The 17774-nt window shown below is 68.4% G+C and carries 20 protein-coding genes; 9 read left to right on the top strand and 11 right to left on the bottom strand.

What is annotated here, in order from left to right; translation table 11 throughout:
- Positions 1–156: 156 nt before the first annotated feature.
- On the bottom strand, positions 157–474 hold the full coding sequence (locus tag OC490_RS28175) for a cupin domain-containing protein (RefSeq protein WP_262060822.1): 318 nt from the start codon (positions 472–474) through the stop codon (positions 157–159).
- Between the two features lie 48 nt (positions 475–522).
- On the opposite strand from OC490_RS28175, the gene OC490_RS28170 reads away from it, so the two are divergent.
- The 5 genes from OC490_RS28170 (at position 523) to OC490_RS28150 (ending at position 4299) form a co-directional block, all read left to right on the top strand.
- Positions 523–900: a phage holin family protein gene (locus tag OC490_RS28170; protein ID WP_262060821.1), complete on the top strand. Its 378-nt coding sequence runs from the start codon at positions 523–525 to the stop codon at positions 898–900.
- A 7-nt stretch (positions 901–907) separates the two neighbouring features.
- Positions 908–1399: a low molecular weight protein-tyrosine-phosphatase gene (locus OC490_RS28165; RefSeq protein ID WP_262060820.1), complete on the top strand. Its 492-nt coding sequence runs from the start codon at positions 908–910 to the stop codon at positions 1397–1399.
- Positions 1396–2553: a cystathionine gamma-lyase gene (locus OC490_RS28160; protein ID WP_262060819.1), complete on the top strand. Its 1158-nt coding sequence runs from the start codon at positions 1396–1398 to the stop codon at positions 2551–2553. Before OC490_RS28165 ends, OC490_RS28160 begins: the two co-directional genes overlap by 4 nt.
- Before the next feature lie 228 nt (positions 2554–2781).
- Positions 2782–3705, top strand: a complete 924-nt coding sequence (locus tag OC490_RS28155) for a LysR family transcriptional regulator (RefSeq protein WP_262060818.1) — start codon at positions 2782–2784, stop codon at positions 3703–3705.
- Positions 3706–3816: 111 nt separating this feature from the next.
- The gene (locus OC490_RS28150) at positions 3817–4299 is read left to right on the top strand and encodes an NUDIX domain-containing protein (RefSeq protein ID WP_019073392.1); all 483 of its coding nucleotides are present in this window, start codon (positions 3817–3819) and stop codon (positions 4297–4299) included.
- 16 nt (positions 4300–4315) lie between these two features.
- On the opposite strand, the gene OC490_RS28145 is transcribed toward OC490_RS28150, so the two are convergent.
- Together OC490_RS28145 and OC490_RS28140 are read right to left on the bottom strand one after the other, a co-directional pair.
- Complete coding sequence (locus OC490_RS28145) at positions 4316–6049, bottom strand: globin domain-containing protein (RefSeq protein ID WP_262060817.1); 1734 nt, start codon at positions 6047–6049, stop codon at positions 4316–4318.
- A 283-nt stretch (positions 6050–6332) separates the two neighbouring features.
- Entirely contained in the window at positions 6333–6968 is a 636-nt protein-coding gene (locus tag OC490_RS28140) for an HAD family hydrolase (RefSeq protein WP_262060816.1), read from the bottom strand.
- A 194-nt stretch (positions 6969–7162) separates the two neighbouring features.
- Here OC490_RS28140 and OC490_RS28135 point away from each other — a divergent pair, with 194 nt between their 5' ends.
- Complete coding sequence (locus OC490_RS28135; RefSeq protein ID WP_262060815.1) at positions 7163–8038, top strand: GNAT family N-acetyltransferase; 876 nt, start codon at positions 7163–7165, stop codon at positions 8036–8038.
- A gap of 68 nt (positions 8039–8106) precedes the next feature.
- Here the strand turns inward: OC490_RS28135 and OC490_RS28130 are convergent, their stop codons facing one another.
- Entirely contained in the window at positions 8107–8529 is a 423-nt protein-coding gene (locus OC490_RS28130; RefSeq protein ID WP_262060814.1) for a GlcG/HbpS family heme-binding protein, read from the bottom strand.
- Between the two features lie 122 nt (positions 8530–8651).
- A complete protein-coding gene (locus tag OC490_RS28125) occupies positions 8652–9860 on the bottom strand; it encodes an MFS transporter (protein WP_262060813.1) in 1209 nt (402 codons plus the stop codon).
- A gap of 141 nt (positions 9861–10001) precedes the next feature.
- On the opposite strand from OC490_RS28125, the gene OC490_RS28120 reads away from it, so the two are divergent.
- The gene (locus OC490_RS28120) at positions 10002–10460 is read left to right on the top strand and encodes a MarR family winged helix-turn-helix transcriptional regulator (protein ID WP_262060812.1); all 459 of its coding nucleotides are present in this window, start codon (positions 10002–10004) and stop codon (positions 10458–10460) included.
- 37 nt (positions 10461–10497) lie between these two features.
- Positions 10498–10950, top strand: coding sequence for a GNAT family N-acetyltransferase (locus OC490_RS28115; RefSeq protein WP_262060811.1), 453 nt, complete (start codon positions 10498–10500; stop codon positions 10948–10950).
- A 55-nt stretch (positions 10951–11005) separates the two neighbouring features.
- Here OC490_RS28115 and OC490_RS28110 read toward each other — a convergent pair whose 3' ends face one another.
- Entirely contained in the window at positions 11006–12391 is a 1386-nt protein-coding gene (locus OC490_RS28110; protein WP_262060810.1) for a serine hydrolase domain-containing protein, read from the bottom strand.
- A gap of 85 nt (positions 12392–12476) precedes the next feature.
- On the bottom strand, positions 12477–13955 hold the full coding sequence (gene dnaB / locus OC490_RS28105; RefSeq protein ID WP_200713270.1) for a replicative DNA helicase: 1479 nt from the start codon (positions 13953–13955) through the stop codon (positions 12477–12479).
- A 460-nt stretch (positions 13956–14415) separates the two neighbouring features.
- Here dnaB and OC490_RS28100 point away from each other — a divergent pair, with 460 nt between their 5' ends.
- Positions 14416–15753, top strand: coding sequence for an MATE family efflux transporter (locus OC490_RS28100; RefSeq protein WP_262060809.1), 1338 nt, complete (start codon positions 14416–14418; stop codon positions 15751–15753).
- Between the two features lie 203 nt (positions 15754–15956).
- On the opposite strand, the gene rplI is transcribed toward OC490_RS28100, so the two are convergent.
- The 4 genes from rplI to rpsF form a co-directional block, all read right to left on the bottom strand.
- Complete coding sequence (gene rplI / locus OC490_RS28095; RefSeq protein ID WP_019073380.1) at positions 15957–16403, bottom strand: 50S ribosomal protein L9; 447 nt, start codon at positions 16401–16403, stop codon at positions 15957–15959.
- A gap of 18 nt (positions 16404–16421) precedes the next feature.
- Positions 16422–16658: a 30S ribosomal protein S18 gene (gene rpsR / locus OC490_RS28090; RefSeq protein WP_006381652.1), complete on the bottom strand. Its 237-nt coding sequence runs from the start codon at positions 16656–16658 to the stop codon at positions 16422–16424.
- A 57-nt stretch (positions 16659–16715) separates the two neighbouring features.
- The gene (locus OC490_RS28085; RefSeq protein ID WP_262060808.1) at positions 16716–17324 is read right to left on the bottom strand and encodes a single-stranded DNA-binding protein; all 609 of its coding nucleotides are present in this window, start codon (positions 17322–17324) and stop codon (positions 16716–16718) included.
- Positions 17325–17401: 77 nt separating this feature from the next.
- Positions 17402–17692, bottom strand: a complete 291-nt coding sequence (gene rpsF, locus OC490_RS28080; protein ID WP_006604399.1) for a 30S ribosomal protein S6 — start codon at positions 17690–17692, stop codon at positions 17402–17404.
- Positions 17693–17774: the final 82 nt, after the last annotated feature.

Genomic DNA, 17774 nt, shown 5'->3' with positions numbered 1-17774 from the left:
TCCTGTCGGTGTCCGGTACTGCTGTACCGGATCTCTGATGTCCTGCACTCGATGCTAGGGCGGCCGAAGGCAGAACGGGGGCCTCGCATCCCTTGTCCTCCCCTGACCGTTCCCCTAGGGAACCCTGAGACGCAGGGTCAGGCTTCAGGGGGAGAGTCAGGCCTCCGGCGGCGAGAACACCACCAGCACCCGCAGGTCCTCGCTGATGTGATGGAACTTGTGGGCCACCCCGGCCGGCACGTAGACCACGCTGCCGCGCGCCACCTGGGTGGTCTCCATGCCGACGGTGATCGCGGCACGGCCGCTCACGACGAAGTACACCTCGTCCTGGTTGTGCGGCTGCTGCCGGTCGTGTTCGCCCGAGTCGAGCGCGTACAGGCCGACCGACATGTTCTTCTCGCGCAGGAACTGCAGGTATGCCCCGTCGTTGGCGGCACGCTCCGCCTCCAGTTCATCCAACCGGAATGCCTTCATCGCCCTCGTCCACGCTCGGATTCGATCTCTTCTGTCACGATCAGACACATGAAGAATTTTCTAGTCAAGACGATCGCCAACGCGGGCGCCCTGGCGGTCGCCGTATGGCTCATCGACAAGATCACCCTGACCGGCGACAGCACCTTCAAGAAGGTCTGGACCCTGCTCCTCGTCGCCGTGGTCTTCGGCCTGGTCAACTTCCTCGTGAAGCCGATCGTCAAGCTGCTGACCTTCCCGCTGTTCATCCTGACGCTCGGTCTGATCACCCTGGTGGTCAACGCGCTGATGCTGATGCTCACCTCGTGGCTGGCCGACAAGCTCGACCTGAGTTTCCACGTCGACGGCTTCTGGACGGCCGTCCTGGGCGGCCTGATCATCTCGGTCGTCTCCTGGGCGCTCAACCTCGCCCTCCCCGACGGGGACTGAGCGCGCGATGACCTACCGCGTCAGCTTCGTCTGCACCGGCAACATCTGCCGCTCCCCGATCGCCGAATCGGTCTTCCGCGCGCGGGTGGTGGAGGCCGGGCTCGACGATCGGGTCGAGGTCGAGAGCGCGGGCACCGGCGGCTGGCACGAGGGCGACGGCGCCGATCCGCGCGCCGTCGCCGTCCTGGAGGAGCACGGCTACGGGACCGACCATGTCGCACGCCAGTTCCAGGCCTCCCGGTTCGCCCGCCTGGACCTCGTCATCGCCCTCGACTCCGGTCACCGCAAGACCCTGCGCCATCTCGCCCCGACCGAGCAGGACGCCCAGAAGGTCCACCTGCTGCGCTCCTACGACCCCGCCGCCGGCGACGACCTCGACGTACCGGACCCGTACTACGGGGGTCTGGACGGCTTCGAGGAGTGTCTTGAGATGGTGGAGGCGGCGAGCGAAGGCCTGCTCGCCGCGGTACGCGAGGAAGTGGAGGGACGAGCGATATGAGTGATTCCGCTACAGACGGAGGTGTCAGAGGCGGTGCCGGGGACGGCACGCTCGCGGTGCGGGCCGGTCTGCCCGAGCCCGTCAGGCACGAACCGACCCTGCCCGGACCGGTGTTCGCCGCACACTTCCATCTCCCGGGCGAGGTGACGGGCCCGTACAGCTACGGCCGCGACGACAACCCGACCTGGACCCACCTGGAGCGCGCCATCGGCGAGCTGGAGGCGCCGGAGCTGAACGGCGTCGAGACCCTCGTGTTCGCCTCCGGCATGGCCGCCATCTCGTCGGTGCTCTTCTCCCAGCTGCGCGCCGGCGACACGGTCGTCATGCCGAACGACGGCTACCAGGTACTGCCCCTGGTGCGCGCCCAGTTGGAGGCGTACGGCATCGAGGTGCGCACCGCGCCGACCGGCGGGGACGCCCAGCTCGACCTTCTCGACGGCGCGAAACTGCTGTGGATCGAGACCCCCTCGAACCCCGGACTCGACGTGTGCGACATCCGTCGGCTCGTCGAGGCGGCACACACGCGTGGCGCCCTCGTGGCCGTCGACAACACCCTCGCCACACCCCTGGGACAGCGCCCGCTGGAACTGGGCGCCGACTTCGCCGTGGCGAGCGGCACCAAGCAACTCACCGGGCACGGGGACCTCCTCCTGGGATACGTCTCCGGAACCGACGCCTCCGCGATGACCGCCGTACGCCGTTGGCGCAAGGTCGTCGGCGCGATTCCCGGGCCCATGGAGGCCTGGCTCGCGCACCGCTCGATCGCCACGCTCCAGCTGCGGGTGGACCGGCAGGACGCCACCGCGCTGATCCTCGCCGAGGCCCTGCGAGGACGGGACGACGTCACGGGGCTGCGCTATCCGGGGCTGCCCGACGATCCCTCGCACAAGGTCGCCGCGCGGCAGATGCGGCGCTACGGATGTGTGGTTTCGTTCACCTTGCCCACGCGCGCGCGTGCCGAGCGTTTTCTCGACGCGCTGCGGCTCGTGGACGACGCGACGAGTTTCGGCGGGGTGCGGTCCACCGCCGAACGCCGGGGACGCTGGGGAGGGGACGCGGTACCGGAGGGCTTCGTTCGCTTCTCGGTGGGCGCCGAGGACCCCGAGGACCTGGTGGCCGATGTGCTGCGTGCGCTGGACGAGTCGGCGCGGTGACCGCTTTACGTACCGCCGGTCGGTGTCCGGCTACGCACAACGGACGGTCCGAGCCTCCCCCCTCGTGGCTCGGACCGTCCTCGGTTCTGCGCGCGAAGAACCGCGCGCACAAGGCTAGTTGACTCTGTGTCAGTGTCCAATCACAGTAGCGACAGAGACCTATCGACTTATTTATAGTTGGGCCCTGCCCGGGGCCGGAAGAAGGGTGGGGAAAGGAGAGTGCGTGCCATGGACCTGGCCTTGCTGCGCACGTTCGTGACCGTGCACCGGGCCGGCTCCTTCACTCGTGCCGCAGCCCTGCTCGGTCTCTCGCAGCCCGCGGTGACGTCCCAGATCCGCACCCTGGAACGGCAGTTGGGCCGCCCCTTGTTCCTGCGCCAGGCCCGTGGAGTCACCCCCACGACCATGGGCGACGAACTCGCGCACAAGGCCGCGCCGCATCTCGACGCCCTCGTGGAGATAGCCGAGACCGGTCCCGACAACGACTCCTCCCTGCGCACCCTGCATCTCGCCGGGCCCCCCGAGTTCACCGCCGAGCGGGCGCTGCCCGCGCTCACGGAGCTGACCGGCGACGACGGCCAGTCCTTCGCACTGCGGGCGTCCTTCGGGAACGCCGAGGAAACCCTGGAGGGACTGGCCGCCGGACATCATGATCTGGCCATCAGCACGGCCCGTCCACGAGGTGCCCTGCTCACGGCGACAACGCTCTGCGACGAGGAGCACGTCCTGGTCGCCGCTCCGCAGCGGGCCGAACAGATCCGTTCCGGCTCCGGCACCGGCTCCGCGAAGCTCGATCGCATGGACGCACCGGCCCTGGACGACCTCCCCGTGGTCGAGGTGCACGAGTCGCTGCCCTTCGTCTCCCGGTACTGGGCGTCCGTCTTCGACTCCCGCCCGGCCGCCTCGGGCAGCGTCATCGTGCCCGACCTGCGCGCGGTGCTCGCCTGCGCGACCGCGGGCGCCGGACTCGCGGTGCTGCCCCGCTATCTGTGCGCCCTCGCACTGGAACGCGGCGAGGTCGTCCCGCTCCACGAACCGGCGGTACCACCCCTGCGGACGTATTTCCTGGTCGTGCGCACCGGAACTCTCGCGATGCCGCACATCGCCCGGGCCCACGAGTGGCTGCACCGCGCGGCCACCGGATGGGGCTGACCAGGCACTTTGTCGTCGCTTCGCCTCGACGGCGCCGAATGTCACGCTCTGAACCGTCAAGGTGACGTTTCGCGATGTTTCACGTGGAACCAGCCGGGCCACATTTCTCCCATGACCGTCCGACCCGTGGTCAAGCGCACCGCACGTGCCGTTCTCCTCGACGGCGACGACCTGATCCTGATCAAGCGCACCAAGCCCGGTGTGGATCCCTACTGGGTCACGCCCGGTGGCGGAGTCGAGCCCGAGGACACAACCGTCGTCGATGCCCTGCACCGTGAGGTGCACGAGGAGCTCGGCGCCAAGATCACTGACGTGGTTCCCTGCTTCGTGGACACCGTCGAACACATCGGCGCGGACGCCACGGCAACCGGCGTGAAGGTCCAGCACTTCTTCGTCTGCCACCTGGAGTCCATGGACCCGGCGCTGCGCCACGGCCCCGAAGTGGACGCTCCCCTCGGCGAGTACGAGATCGTCAGAGTCCCGTTCACCCGGGTAGGCATCGCGTCCGTCCATCTCGTGCCCCTGTCCCTGCGGCACTATCTGGACGGCAACATCGAAGGGGTCCGCGCGATGCACGCCCCCGACCTCGGCTGACCTCTCCGGCGCCGGATCAGTCCCCGGCGGCCACCAGCTCCTCGACCGAGTCGTGCCGTATGCGCTCGGCCGGGATGCCGACGTCCTTCAGAGCATCGACCCCGCTGCGGATCATTCCGGGCGGGCCCGAGACATAGGCGTCGTACCCGCCCCACGGCCCGTACGTCCGTATGGCGTCCGGGAGTTGGAGATGCGCCTGCTGGTCGACGACCGTCCGGACCGTGAGCCACGGATACGCCTGCTGGAGCCGGAGCATCGTGTCGATGTCATAGAGGTCGTGGTCGGTACGGGCCCCGTAGAACACCTCCACCGGTCGCCGCGCGCCGTGCTCGACCACGTCCTCGACCAGTGCCCTGATCGGCGCTATGCCGGTGCCACCGCCCAGGCAGAGCAGCCCGCTGTCGGTGGTGTGGTCCACGGTCATCGAGCCGGCCGGCGGACCGAGCCGGATGACGTCACCGGGCCGGGCGCGGTGCACCAGCGCGTTCGAGACCCAGCCCGCCGGGACGGCCCTCACATGGAAAGTCAGCAGTCCGTCCGAACGGGGCGCCGAGGCGAAGGAGTAGTGCCGCCAGATCCGCGGCCACCAGGGCGTCTCCAGGCTCGTGTACTGCCCGGCAAGGAACGGGTAGGGCTGGTCGGGGCGGACGGTGACGACCGCGATGTCCCGGGTCCTGAGATCGTGGGTGACGACCTCCGCGTGCCACCAGGCCGGGGCGCGCAGTTCGTCCGCGGCAGCCGCGTCGATCATGACCTGCGAGATCGTCGTGTACGCCCGGACCCAGGCTGCCTCCGTCTCGGCGTCCCAGATACCGGAGGCGTACTTGTTCAGCGCACCGATGAGGCACTCGCCCACGGCCGGATAGTGCTCGGGCCGGGTGCCGTACTTACGGTGCCCACGGCCGAGGTTCTGCAGATACGCGACGAGGACCTCGGTGTTGTCGATGTGCTCGGCCGCGGTGAGCAGCGCCTTGAGCAACCGGTCCCGCTGGGTGTCCATCGCCGCAGGGAACAGCGACCGCAGCTCGGGGTGGCGTACGAAGAGCAGCGCGTAGAAGTACGAGGTGACCTTGTCGGCCACCGGGGCGACTTCGGCCATGGTCCGGCGGATGAGCACTGCGTCCGGGGATGCGTTCTCGGTGACGGTGGCGAAAGACCGTTGGGCGGGCACATGCACGACGGCCGCCGAATCCGTCGCGACGACGGGCGGCACGGGTGCGGCCGACCACCGCGCGGGAGGCAGGGCCTGAACGGGCATGGAGGGCAACGGCTGCGCGGGTGACGGGGGTACGGGAGGGGGCGCTTGAGCAGGGGGGAAGGGCGACCGAGGTGCGGGAGACGAGGCTTGAGCGGGAACGAAGGGCTGCGCAGGTACGGCAGACGGAGGCTGAGCCGGGGTGAAGGGATGAGGGGCGGTCACGGTCGGCGGTATTCGCTCCTGGCCGGGCGGACCGCCCGGCTGCGAACCGTGGCCGTGCGGCTCCGGCGCGGCGCCGTCGGCGCTCTGCGCGGACCGATCCGAACTCGCTGCGGGCGGAGGCTCGTTGACACCCGCCGCGGACCTGCGCACCGGTCGCATCACGGCCGGACGCCGTACCCCTGTCGTCTCCCGCTCCTCGCCCGGAGGCACCTCCGGCTGCTTGCGTGGCGTGAACCAGCCGCCTCCGCCGTTGCCGCTTCCGCCGCCGGACGGGCCGTTGTCGGCCGACGTGGTGGTCGGAGCGTCCATGGTGTGCCTCGCCTCGAACATCTTTCGGTCGGTCGGCGTGCTTCCTCATCGGAAGCTGCCTGCTTTCCGCGCGGACTGCTTGCTTTTCCCCGTTCGTTCAAGCGGCCAATACAGCCATATCCAACCCACATTCCCGCCGCGTACGGACAAGTAAGGCGGGAGTGTGACATTGCCCGCAGTACCCTCCTTCGGCACCCTGCTGCGGACCAGAACCGGAGTCGACCATACCGGCACTCGGTGCGCGCACAAGTCCCGCCTTGCTCCCCCGTGAACAGGCGGAGGGGCGAACCATCAATTCCCTCAACTACCGGGCGCCGCGCACCAATTCGTAGGCATCCCACAGATCCCGTCCCGCATAGGAGTGGGTGGCAAGGCCCGCCACATGTCCATCGGCGTTCACCGCGACAGAGACAGGCACAGCGCCGAACAGATCCCTGTCCGACATCGAGTCGCCATAGGCGACACAATCCGCCCTCGTCACCCCGAACTCCTCACACAGCCGATCCGCGATCAACACTTTGGCGGCGCCATTGAGGACTCCGCCCAGGTCCATGGAAGGCTCGGTGAAGGGCACGGCGGGGAAAAGCGATCCGTGTGCCGCATGCGCACCCCAGCCCGTGAGCCGCTCCACAAAGAAGGACGGCGAGAGCGATACGACGGCGCAGTATTCGCCGGCGCTCCTGATCTCGGCCCAGACCTCACGGATCCGCGCCAGCCAAGGGGCCCCTTCAAAGGCAGCCGCCACATGCGCCTCAGTGAGATCCGCCCAGAGCGCGTACACACGGGTCGCATACTCCGGCGGCCCGATCAGCCCGGCCGAAATCTCCTGCTCAAGCGCCACCGTCTCGGCTTCCAGACCGAGTTGACGTGAGATCTCCAGGGGGGCGCTGGTCCCGTGCAGCAAAGTGCCGTCAAGGTCGAAGAGATGAAGTCTCGCCATGGGCCACGAGGTTAGTGGGCGGAACTGTGACGCCTTCCGCGACCCTGCCGGATGCTCGCCGTTTGCCGCTGTTTCACGTGAAACATCCGGCTTCCGCCGAGGTGTTGTGCCGTCGGCCATGACATGGCCAAAAGCAAGTACGTCTCCCCGGAAACGGGTGGACGCCGACAACGCAGTCAGAGAGCCTGACCTGCGTGCCGACTCATTCCCTCGCCGCTCTGCCCATCCGCCGGCTGACGCTCCGCGATCGCATCGCCTGCGCCGACCTGTCCGAGGACCGGGGGTGGCCACGCGAGGAACACAAATGGGGCTTCCTCCTCAGCGCAGGGACGGGGTACGGCATCGACAGCCCGGAGGGCGGCCTCGTCGCGGCGTGTGTCGTCACGGAGTACGGCCCGCAGGACTGCCCGGATCTGGGCGCCATCGGCATGGTCCTGGTCGCCGAACGCCATGCGCGCCAGGGCGTGGGACGCCGACTGATGCGCCACGTGCTGTCCGTGTTGAGCCCCACGCCACTGACCCTCCACGCGACCCCGAACGGTCGCCCGCTCTACGAAGAACTCGGCTTCAAAGTGACCGGCCGAGCCGAGATGCTCCGGGGTCTTTTCACGCCTGCTCGATCCGACGGACCTGAGTCCCGGATCGCCACCCGTGCGGCCACGGCCGAGGACCTCACCGGCATCCTCCGGCTCGACGAGGAGGTGTTCGGCACCGATCGCACACCCCTCATCACACGGCTGCCCGCCTTCGCCGACCAATTGCGGGTGGCACAGGACAACGGCCGGATCATCGGGTACGCGGCGGCCTGGCCCAACATGGACACACAGGTCGTGGGCCCGCTGATCGCACAGGACTCGGAGACGGCGAAGGCTCTCCTCGCCTCACTCGCCGCCCGCGCCGACCGCCCCCTGCGCACCGACATCGACGTACGCCACGAAGACCTGCTGTCCTGGGCGAAGGCACGTGGCCTGGAGTACTGCGCGTCCAACTCCGTGATGACGTACGGGATCGCGGAGCTGCCCGGCGACTGGACACGGCGGTTCGCGCCCCTCACGGTCGCGGCCGGCTGACACCTCCGGGCACGGCGAACGCCGGCTCCCGACCTGGTCGAGAACCGGCGTTCAGCCGTCTTCAGACGTCAGACGAGTGCCTCCACGGCGGACTGGGCGAACCCGTGGTCCTGCGACGGCGCGCCGCCACCGACCCCGATCGCTCCGATCAGTCGGCCGTCGCGGTGCACCGGGAGACCGCCCGCGATGAACAGCAGCGGTCGGTCGAGCGCGGTCGGCAGGGTGTGGAAGAGACCTCCGGGCTGAACGGCGTCGACCAGGTCGGCGGTGGCCGCGTTCAGCTGAAGCGCGGTGTACGCCTTGCGGGTGCTGGTCTCCCCGGAGATCAGCACGGCCCGGTCGTCACGCCGGAAAGCGAGCAGATGACCGCCCGCGTCCAGCACGGTGACGCTGACCGTGACCCCGGCGGTCTCCGCGGCGCGGCGAGCGTGGTCGACGAGCGCTTCGGCGTCCTGGATGGTCAGCGGGGCTACGGCGGTGGTGGTGCTCATCAGGGTTTCTCCTTGCGGGTGTTGCTGTTGGTGGCGTCGGAAGGTGGGTCGGACGGCCAGGTGCGGTCGAGGGTCACAGGGACGGCCCTGGCCCCGCGTCTCCCCGTTCCGGCCCGGCGGGGTCAGTGGTGGGCGACGGTCCGCTGCTCGCTCGGCAGGCCGCCCGCCACGACCGTGCCGTGGGCGCCGGTGCGGCGCTCCAGGGCGGCCGAGAGGATCGCGAGGACCAGAGCTGCCGCGGCGAGGGCGGCGCCGACCCAGTTGGGGGCGGTGTAGCCGAGGCCGGCCGCGATGACGATGCCGCCGAGCCAGGCGGACAGCGCGTTGCCGAGGTTGAAGGCGCCGATGTTCACCGCGGAGGCCAGCGTCGGGGCGCCGTGTGCCTGGTCGAGGACCCGCTTCTGCAGCGGCGGCACGGTGGCAAAGCCCAGGGCGCCGATGAGCGCGATGGTGACGGCTGCCGCGATCTTGTTGTGCGCGGTGACCGTGAAGAGCGCGAGCACCACCGCCAGGGCGCCGAGCGAGACGTACAGCATGGGCATCAGGGCGCGGTCGGCGAACTTGCCACCAATGAGGTTGCCACCGACCATGCCGAGGCCGAAGAGGACGAGTAGCCAGGTGACGGAGCCGTCGGCGAAGCCCGCGACATGGGTCATCATCGGCGCGATGTAGGTGATGGCCGCGAAGACACCGCCGAAACCGAGGACGGTCATCGCCATGGCGAGCAGCACCTGGGTGTTCTTGAAGGCGGCCAGCTCGTGCCGTAGTTGCACGCCCTCGGGCTTGGGCAGGTCGGGCACGAGCTTGGCGATGCCGACCAGGCCGATCACGCCGAGGCCCGCGACGATGGCGAAGGTGACGCGCCAACCGACGGACTGCCCGACGAGGGTGCCCAGCGGGACGCCGACCACATTGGCGACGGTCAACCCGGTGAACATCATCGCGATGGCTCCGGCCTTCTTGTCCGGGGCGACGAGCTCGGCCGCAACGACCGAGCCGATGCCGAAGAAGGCGCCATGTGCGAGCGAGGCGACCACACGGCCGATCAGCATCACGGAGAAGCTGGGGGCCACGGCGGAGAGCAGATTGCCGACGATGAACAGGCCCATCAGCAGCATCAGCATCCGCTTGCGGGGGATCTTGGTGCCGAGCACGGTCATCAGCGGGGCGCCGATCACCACACCCAGCGCGTAGCCGGTGACCAGCAGGCCGGCGGTGGGGATGGAGACCCCGAAGTCACCCGCGACCTGGGGCAGCAAGCCCATGATCACGAACTCGGTCGTTCCGATTCCGAAGGCCCCGATCGCGAGGGCCAGAAGCGCGAGAGGCATGGGGATGTACCCTTCCCAGAAGATTGCAGGAGCGCTTTACGTGCGTTCACAATAGTTGCATACGCGGGCTATATGCAAGCGCGGACTATTTCATCCTTGCCCTATCCTGGGTTCAGCCGCTCCGGGACGGAGGAAACGCCAATGACAGCGACAGACCCCGCACTCACCGCCCTTGCCCAGGGCTGGTGCGCCCTCTCCCTGCTGCACGGGAGGATCGAGGCGCACATCGAGCGCGCCCTACAGGCCAAGCACGACCTGAGCATGCGGGAGTACTCCCTGCTCGACGTGCTCAGCCGGCAGCACGACGGGGAGGGGGGCCATCTGCAGATGCGGCAGGTCGCCGACGCGGTCGTCCTCAGCCAGAGCGCCACCACCCGGCTGGTCACCCGACTTGAGGACCGCGGTCTGCTCGCCCGGTATTTGTGCCCGACCGACCGACGGGGCATCTACACGAACGTCTCCGAGGCCGGCCTCGGCCTGCTCGAAGAGGCCCGGCCCACGAATGACACCGCCCTGCGGGAGGCGCTCGACACAGCGGCCGGGAACCCGGAGCTGGCACCCCTGGTCCGCGTCGTGGAGTCGATGCACGCGCCCGCGTAGCCCGTTCCCGCCGCACACCGCTGCCTAAGGTGTGTCCATGGGAGATCTTGAGATACGAGCCGCGGTCACCGAAGACGTACCCGCCATCGTCGGCATGCTGGTCGACGACCCCCTGGGCTCCCAGCGCGAGTCACCCGACGACCTGACGCCCTACCTGGCCGCGCTGGAACGCCTCACAGCCGACCCCAACCAGCACCTGGTCGTCGCCGTGCGCGAGGGCCGCGTCGTCGGCACCCTCCAGCTCACGGTCATCCCTGGGCTCTCCCGCAAGGGCGCCACACGCTCGATCATCGAGGCCGTACGCATCCACGCGGACGAGCGGGGCAGCGGCCTGGGGACACAGCTCATCGAGTGGGCGATCGCCGAATCGCGCCGCCAAGGCTGCCAGTTGGTCCAGCTGACCTCCGATGCGACTCGCACCGACGCCCACCGGTTCTATGAGCGCCTCGGCTTCACCGCCTCACACGTGGGCTTCAAGCTCCCGCTCTGAAGAAGAGAGGCGCCATGTTTCACGTGAAACACGACGCCTCCCCCGACTGTGACGGCTAGCGGATCCCCCGCCACCCCTCCGGGTCCACCCCACCCGGCACAGAAGCGCTCTCGTCGTACGGCTGACGCGTGAAGACGAACGATCCGAGGTCCAGTTGGCTCACGGACCCGTCCGGGCGCCGTACGGGCCGTAGAAGCTCTCCGGCGTAGTACCCCTCCAGGCCGGTCCAGGTGCCGTCACCGTTGGCCCGGAAACGTGAGCGGCGACCCCTGCCCGCCAATGGCTCCAGCGAGGCCCTTCCGTCCGCCGTCAGCCGCAGGGCGAAACCATGCGTACCCCAGTACCACTGCCCGGCCAACTCCAGTACGGAGGCGTTGACTTCGGGCATCGGGCGCCACGGCTCGGGAATCCTCGGTTCGGCCTCGGCGACGATACGGACGAGGTCGGCACCCACCAACGACAGCAGCGGTCCGGAGGTGCAGTTGGCCAGCACCACCGCCGAAACGTCGTCCTCCAGGCTGATGGTGAGGTTCGCCAGGAAGCCGGGCAGCGACCCGGAGTGGCCGATGAGCAGTCGGCCGTCGTGGTTCTGGAGCTGCAGGCCGAGACCGTAGGCGACGCCGTCCACGACATCGGCCGCCTCGGCCGGTGCCGCGGGAGTCCTCATCTCCCGCACGGACTCCGCACTCAGGACCCGGTCGTCCCCGCTGGCCAGGAAGACGGCGAACTGCGCCAAGTCGCCCGTGGTGGACCAGAGTTGACCGGCCGGCGCCATGAGACCGAGGTCCACGGCGGGTTCCGGAAGCAGTGCGTCGGCCCATGGATGCACCGCCCAGGCGCCCGCGTGGGGTGCCTGAGGCTGAGCACTCGTGCGATGGAGGCCCAGGGGTTCGAGCACTTCCCGCCGGAGTACGTCCTCCCAGGGCGCACCGCGCAGCTCCTCGACGAGCGCGCCCAACACCGTGTATCCGGGGTTCGAATAGTGGAACCGGCGGCCGACCGGATGCAGCAGGGGCTGCTCGCCCAGCACATCGCGGAGTTCGGGGCGCAGGGAACCAGGCGTCCGTTCCCACCAGGGCGCGGGTGATTCGGCCGCCAACCCGCTTGTGTGCGCGAGCAGTTGGGCGATGGTGGCCTCCCCCGCGCCGGTGCCCGGCAGATGCTTCTCCAAGGGGTCACCGAGATCGAGGACGCCTTCGTCCCGCAGCCGCAGCACCAGGACGGCGGTGAACATCTTGGTGATGGAACCGATCCGGTACTGCACGTTCTCGTCCGGCCCGTGCCCGTCCACCGAGGTCCGCGCACCGTGCCACACCGCCCGCCCGTCCCGCACCACCGCCGCGACCAACGACGGTGCCCGCCCCTCGGCCTGAGCGACGGCGATCCGATGCAGCAACGCCCGGCGGGTAGCGGGAAGCAAGTCGTCCAGAGATGTCGTCATGCCCCCAGTCCATCCGGCGGGATGGGCGTACGTCGAGCACATTTCTCGGGACACGGCGCCGGGTCGGCCGCCTACGGTCGCCCGGTCACGTCTGCGCCATGTCCACGAAGCGTGAGTAGTGGCCCTGGAAGGCGACAGTGATCGTCGCCGTCGGACCGTTACGGTGCTTGCCCACGATGATGTCCGCCTCGCCCGCGCGCGGTGACTCCTTCTCGTAGGCGTCCTCGCGGTGGAGCAGGATCACCATGTCGGCGTCCTGCTCGATGGAGCCGGACTCACGCAGGTCGGACACCATCGGCTTCTTGTCGGTGCGCTGCTCGGGACCACGGTTGAGCTGTGAGAGCGCGATCACCGGCACCTCAAGCTCCTTCGCCAGGAGCTTGAGGTTTCGGGACATGTCCGAGACTTCTTGCTGACGGCTCTCCTGACGCTTGGAGCCACCAGCCTGCATCAGCTGCAGATAGTCGATGATCACGAGCTTGATGTCGCTGCGCTGCTTGAGCCGACGGCACTTCGCGCGGATCTCCATCATCGACAGGTTCGGTGAGTCGTCGATGTAGAGCGGAGCGGACGACACCTCGGGCATCCGACGCGCCAGCCGGGTCCAGTCCTCGTCGGTCATGGTGCCGGAACGCATGTGGTGCAGGGCGACGCGGGCCTCGGCGGACAGCAGACGCATCGCGATCTCGTTGCGCCCCATTTCGAGGGAGAAGATGACGCTCGGCAGGTTGTGCTTGATCGATGCCGCACGCGCGAAGTCCAGCGCGAGCGTGGACTTGCCCATGGCGGGCCGGGCGGCGATGACGATCATCTGGCCCGGGTGCAGACCGTTGGTGAGCGAGTCGAGGTCCGTGAACCCGGTGGGCACACCCGTCATCTCGCCGCTGCGCGAGCCGATCGCCTCGATCTCGTCGAGCGCACCCTCCATGATGTCGCCGAGCGGAAGGTAGTCCTCGCTGGTCCGCTGCTCGGTGACCGCGTAGATCTCGGCCTGGGCCCGGTTGACGATCTCGTCGACGTCGTCGTCGGCCGCGTATCCCATCTGCGTGATGCGCGTACCGGCCTCGACCAGGCGGCGCAGGACGGCGCGCTCGTGGACGATCTCCGCGTAGTACTCCGCGTTCGCCGCCGTCGGCACGGTCTGGACGAGCGTGTGCAGATACGATGCGCCGCCGACCTTGTTGATCTCGCCGCGCTTGGTGAGTTCGGCGGCGATGGTGATCGGGTCGGCCGGCTCGCCCTTGGCGTAGACGTCGAGGATCGCCTGGTAGATCGTCTCGTGCGCGGGCTTGTAGAAGTCGTGGCCTTTGAGGACCTCAACGACGTCGGCGATGGCGTCCTTCGACAGGAGCATGCCGCCCAGTACGGACTGCTCGGCATCGAGGTCCTGCGGCGGCACGCGTTCGAAGGCCGAGCCTGCGCCCTCCCACTCGCCGCCTTCCCGGCCGCGGTCGTGCTGTTCGTCGCGACCCCGGCCTCCGTCACCGCGCCGTCGGGAAGCAGGCAGACGATCACTTGGACCGCTCTCGGCCCACGGGTCGTCCAAGGGCTCGGAAATACTCAACCGAGCCACCTCCTCCCGTCCGCCGAGCGGACCTCGCCGTGCCCCTCATTTCTACGGCACGGCACTGACAAATGAGACGCCCAACTCCGGTACGGGCGCGTCGGTTTTGTGATGTTTCTCAGTCCGACTGACGGGGCGGGTGCCGGTCCACCGTAGGCCCGCGGGCACCGTCAGCCAATCTGGTTATCCACAGGCCATGTGGACGACGGCCCGGATGCTGTGGAGAACCCGCCAAAACCTGTGCACGACCCGGTGGACAGCCCTGTGAACAAGACCGCTCCGCTCCGAGCACAACCCATCTGACCTGCCCTTTCCCCATCCACCGGCTGTGCAGAAGAAAAACTTCTCCAGTCGGACCAAGATCGCTTCGAACAGTGCGCGAGAGGACACGAGGCGAGATCAGAGGTAAGGGTCACACAGTAATTGCATCTCTTACCTGTGGACGATTAGATTAGTGCTCATGACACAGGCTCCCGCGACCACCAGGGCCACCCGACGCCGGCACGACCGCGAGATCGTCATGCTGGCTGTCCCGGCCTTCGGTGCACTCGTGGCCGAGCCGCTCTTCGTCATGGCCGACAGTGCGATCGTGGGTCATCTCGGCACGCCACAACTCGCCGGACTCGGCGTGGCCTCGGCCCTCCTGACGACAGCTGTGAGCGTCTTCGTCTTCCTCGCCTACGCCACCACGGCGGCCGTCGCCCGACGTGTCGGCGCGGGCGATCTTCAAGCGGCCATCCGCCAGGGCATGGACGGCATCTGGCTCGCCCTACTAATAGGTGCCACCGTCATCGCCGTCGTGCTCCCCTCGGCGCCCGCCCTCGTCGACGTCTTCGGCGCCTCGGACACGGCAGCCCCCTACGCGACGACCTATCTGCGGATCTCCTCGCTCGGCATCCCGGCCATGCTGGTCGTACTCGCCGCCACCGGGGTCCTCCGTGGACTGCAGAACACAAAAACACCGCTGTACGTCGCCATCACAGGCTTCGTCGCCAACGGCGCCCTCAACCTAGGGCTCGTCTACGGCGCCGACCTCGGCATCGCCGGCTCCGCCTGGGGCACCGTCATCGCCCAATGGGGGATGGCCGCCGTGTATCTCGTCGTGGTCGTCCAAGGGGCTCGCCGACATGGAGCCTCGCTCCGCCCCGACACGGCTGGAATCCGAGCTTCGGCGCAGGCGGGCGCGCCTCTCCTGGTACGCACGCTCTCCCTGCGAGCGATCCTCCTGACCGCGACAGCGGTTGCCGCCCGTCTCGGCGATGCCGACATCGCCGCCCACCAGATCATCCTGTCCCTGTGGTCTCTGGTGGCCTTCGCACTCGACGCGATTGCCATCGCAGGCCAGGCCATCATCGGCCGCTACCTCGGTGCGGACGATCCACAAGGCGCCCGGGCCGCCTGCCGCCGCATGGTGCAGTGGGGCGTCGCCGTCGGAGTGGTGCTCGGTCTCCTGGTGATCGTGTCCCGGCCGCTGTTCCTCCCCTTGTTCACCAGCGACTCCACCGTCAAGGACACCGCCCTGCCCGCCCTGATCATGGTGGCGCTCTCGCAGCCCATCTGCGGTGTCGTCTTCGTCCTGGACGGGGTGCTGATGGGCGCGGGAGACGGGCCGTATCTCGCAGGAGCGATGTTGGTGACCCTGGTGGTGTTCGTCCCGGTGGCTCTGCTCGTACCGGTCTTCGGCGCCGGACTGACCGCTCTCTGGGGAGCGATGACCCTGATGATGACAGTGCGCATGCTGACGCTCCTGCTGCGCGCCCGCTCGGGCCGCTGGGTCGTCACGGGCGCGACCCGCTGACCGTTTCACGTGAAACACCGCTCGCTGCCACGTTTCACGTGAAACATGCACGCCGTTGCGCCGCCCTCACCAACACACACTCTGCCCTGCACATCCCGGACCCAATACGCGGGCCATGGCCTGCCCGTCCCGAGGACGGGGACGGCAGAGGGGCCGCACCCCAACGGGTGCGGCCCCTCTCTCCGCTATGCCGAGCGCAGCGGTCAGGCCGCGATGACCTCGATGTTGACCTTGGCGGCAACCTCGGGGTGCAGACGCACGGACGTCTCGTGGGCGCCCAGCGTCTTGATCGGGGCAGACAGCTCGATACGACGCTTGTCGACCTCGGGGCCACCGGAAGCCTTGATCGCCGAAGCGATGTCGGCCGGGGTGACGGAACCGAAGAGGCGACCGGCGTCGCCGGAGCGGACGGCCAGACGAACCTTGACGCCTTCGAGCTGGGCCTTCACGGAGTTGGCCTGCTCGATGGTCTGGATCTCGTGGATCTTGCGAGCACGACGGATCTGCTCGACGTCCTTCTCGCCACCCTTGGTCCAGCGGATAGCGAACTTCCGCGGGATCAGGTAGTTGCGAGCGTAACCGTCCTTGACGTCGACGACGTCGCCCGCGGCACCGAGGCCGGAGACCTCGTGGGTGAGGATGATCTTCATTGGTCGGTCACCCTTCCCTTATCGCGCGGTGGAGGTGTAGGGCAGCAGCGCCATCTCACGGCTGTTCTTCACGGCCGTGGCGACGTCACGCTGGTGCTGCGTGCAGTTGCCGGTCACCCGGCGGGCACGGATCTTGCCACGGTCGGAAATGAACTTCCGCAGCATGTTCGTGTCCTTGTAGTCCACGTACTGGACCTTGTCCTTGCAGAATGCGCAGACCTTCTTCTTCGGCTTGCGCACAGGCGGCTTCGCCATGGTGTATCTCCTGTGTGATCAAGAAGTGTGGGTACGACCCACCCTCGGCCCGAAGGCCTAGAAGGGGGGTTCGTCCGAGTAGCCGCCGCCACCGCCACCGCTGGCGCCGCCGGAGTTTCCACCCCAGCCGCCGCCACCGCCGCCCTGGCTGCCACCGGCGGGAGTGCCGGTCGCCCACGGGTCGTCGGCGGGAGCGCCGCCGGCCGGCTGACCGCCGCCGGAGTTTCCACCCCAGCCGCCGCCACCCTGGCCGCCACCACCACCGCCGCCGAAGCCGCCGCCCTGGCCACCGCGAGCGCCACCGGCGGTCTTGGTGACCTTGGCCGTGGCACTGCGCAGGCTGGCGCCGACTTCTTCGACGTCCAGTTCGTAGACCGTGCGCTTGACGCCCTCACGGTCCTCGTAGGACCGCTGCTTCAACCGGCCCTGCACGATGACGCGCATGCCTCGCTGGAGCGATTCGGCGACGTTCTCCGCCGCCTGCCGCCAGACCGAGCAGGTGAGGAAGAGGCTTTCGCCGTCCTTCCACTCGTTCGTCTGGCGGTCGAAGGTGCGGGGAGTGGACGCGACACGGAACTTCGCGACCGCCGCACCGGAAGGGGTGAAGCGCAGCTCGGGGTCGTCGACAAGATTGCCGACGACCGTGATGACGGTCTCGCCTGCCATGGGGGAACCTCTCGGCGGGTTTGCTGCTGGCTGCTTGGTGCTGCTACTCGAATCCCGAGATCAGCTGAGCAGGATGCTCAGTGGGTCTCGGGGCGGAGGACCTTGGTCCGGAGGACCGACTCGTTCAGGTTCATCTGGCGGTCGAGCTCCTTGACGACCGCAGGCTCGGCCTGCAGGTCGATGACCGAGTAGATGCCCTCGGGCTTCTTCTTGATCTCGTACGAGAGACGACGACGGCCCCAGGTGTCGACCTTCTCGACCTTTCCGTTGCCCTCACGGACGACGGAGAGGAAGTTCTCGATCAGGGGGGAGACAGCGCGCTCCTCCAGATCGGGGTCGAGGATGACCATCACCTCGTAGTGACGCATGTGGAACCCACCTCCTTTGGACTCAGCGGCCACGGTCGATCCGTGGCAGGAGGGTTGTGATGCGTAAGCAACAGTGTGTGCC

It is taken from the genome of Streptomyces sp. STR69 (assembly GCF_024519455.1).
GTDB lineage: Bacteria > Actinomycetota > Actinomycetes > Streptomycetales > Streptomycetaceae > Streptomyces.
Note: the sequence above shows the minus strand (reverse complement) of the source record. Positions and strands in the feature narration are given on the sequence as shown.

What these genes read in the sequence shown, in the direction of transcription:
- OC490_RS28175 (WP_262060822.1), bottom strand. Translation starts at nt 474, where the DNA reads ATGAAGGCATTCCGGTTGGATGAACTGGAGGCGGAGCGTGCCGCCAAC.
- OC490_RS28170 (WP_262060821.1), top strand. Translation starts at nt 523, where the DNA reads ATGAAGAATTTTCTAGTCAAGACGATCGCCAACGCGGGCGCCCTGGCG.
- OC490_RS28165 (WP_262060820.1), top strand. Translation starts at nt 908, where the DNA reads ATGACCTACCGCGTCAGCTTCGTCTGCACCGGCAACATCTGCCGCTCC.
- OC490_RS28160 (WP_262060819.1), top strand. Translation starts at nt 1,396, where the DNA reads ATGAGTGATTCCGCTACAGACGGAGGTGTCAGAGGCGGTGCCGGGGAC.
- OC490_RS28155 (WP_262060818.1), top strand. Translation starts at nt 2,782, where the DNA reads ATGGACCTGGCCTTGCTGCGCACGTTCGTGACCGTGCACCGGGCCGGC.
- OC490_RS28150 (WP_019073392.1), top strand. Translation starts at nt 3,817, where the DNA reads ATGACCGTCCGACCCGTGGTCAAGCGCACCGCACGTGCCGTTCTCCTC.
- OC490_RS28145 (WP_262060817.1), bottom strand. Translation starts at nt 6,049, where the DNA reads ATGTTCGAGGCGAGGCACACCATGGACGCTCCGACCACCACGTCGGCC.
- OC490_RS28140 (WP_262060816.1), bottom strand. Translation starts at nt 6,968, where the DNA reads ATGGCGAGACTTCATCTCTTCGACCTTGACGGCACTTTGCTGCACGGG.
- OC490_RS28130 (WP_262060814.1), bottom strand. Translation starts at nt 8,529, where the DNA reads ATGAGCACCACCACCGCCGTAGCCCCGCTGACCATCCAGGACGCCGAA.
- OC490_RS28125 (WP_262060813.1), bottom strand. Translation starts at nt 9,860, where the DNA reads ATGCCTCTCGCGCTTCTGGCCCTCGCGATCGGGGCCTTCGGAATCGGA.
- OC490_RS28120 (WP_262060812.1), top strand. Translation starts at nt 10,002, where the DNA reads ATGACAGCGACAGACCCCGCACTCACCGCCCTTGCCCAGGGCTGGTGC.
- OC490_RS28115 (WP_262060811.1), top strand. Translation starts at nt 10,498, where the DNA reads ATGGGAGATCTTGAGATACGAGCCGCGGTCACCGAAGACGTACCCGCC.
- OC490_RS28110 (WP_262060810.1), bottom strand. Translation starts at nt 12,391, where the DNA reads ATGACGACATCTCTGGACGACTTGCTTCCCGCTACCCGCCGGGCGTTG.
- OC490_RS28100 (WP_262060809.1), top strand. Translation starts at nt 14,416, where the DNA reads ATGACACAGGCTCCCGCGACCACCAGGGCCACCCGACGCCGGCACGAC.
- rplI (WP_019073380.1), bottom strand. Translation starts at nt 16,403, where the DNA reads ATGAAGATCATCCTCACCCACGAGGTCTCCGGCCTCGGTGCCGCGGGC.
- rpsR (WP_006381652.1), bottom strand. Translation starts at nt 16,658, where the DNA reads ATGGCGAAGCCGCCTGTGCGCAAGCCGAAGAAGAAGGTCTGCGCATTC.
- OC490_RS28085 (WP_262060808.1), bottom strand. Translation starts at nt 17,324, where the DNA reads ATGGCAGGCGAGACCGTCATCACGGTCGTCGGCAATCTTGTCGACGAC.
- rpsF (WP_006604399.1), bottom strand. Translation starts at nt 17,692, where the DNA reads ATGCGTCACTACGAGGTGATGGTCATCCTCGACCCCGATCTGGAGGAG.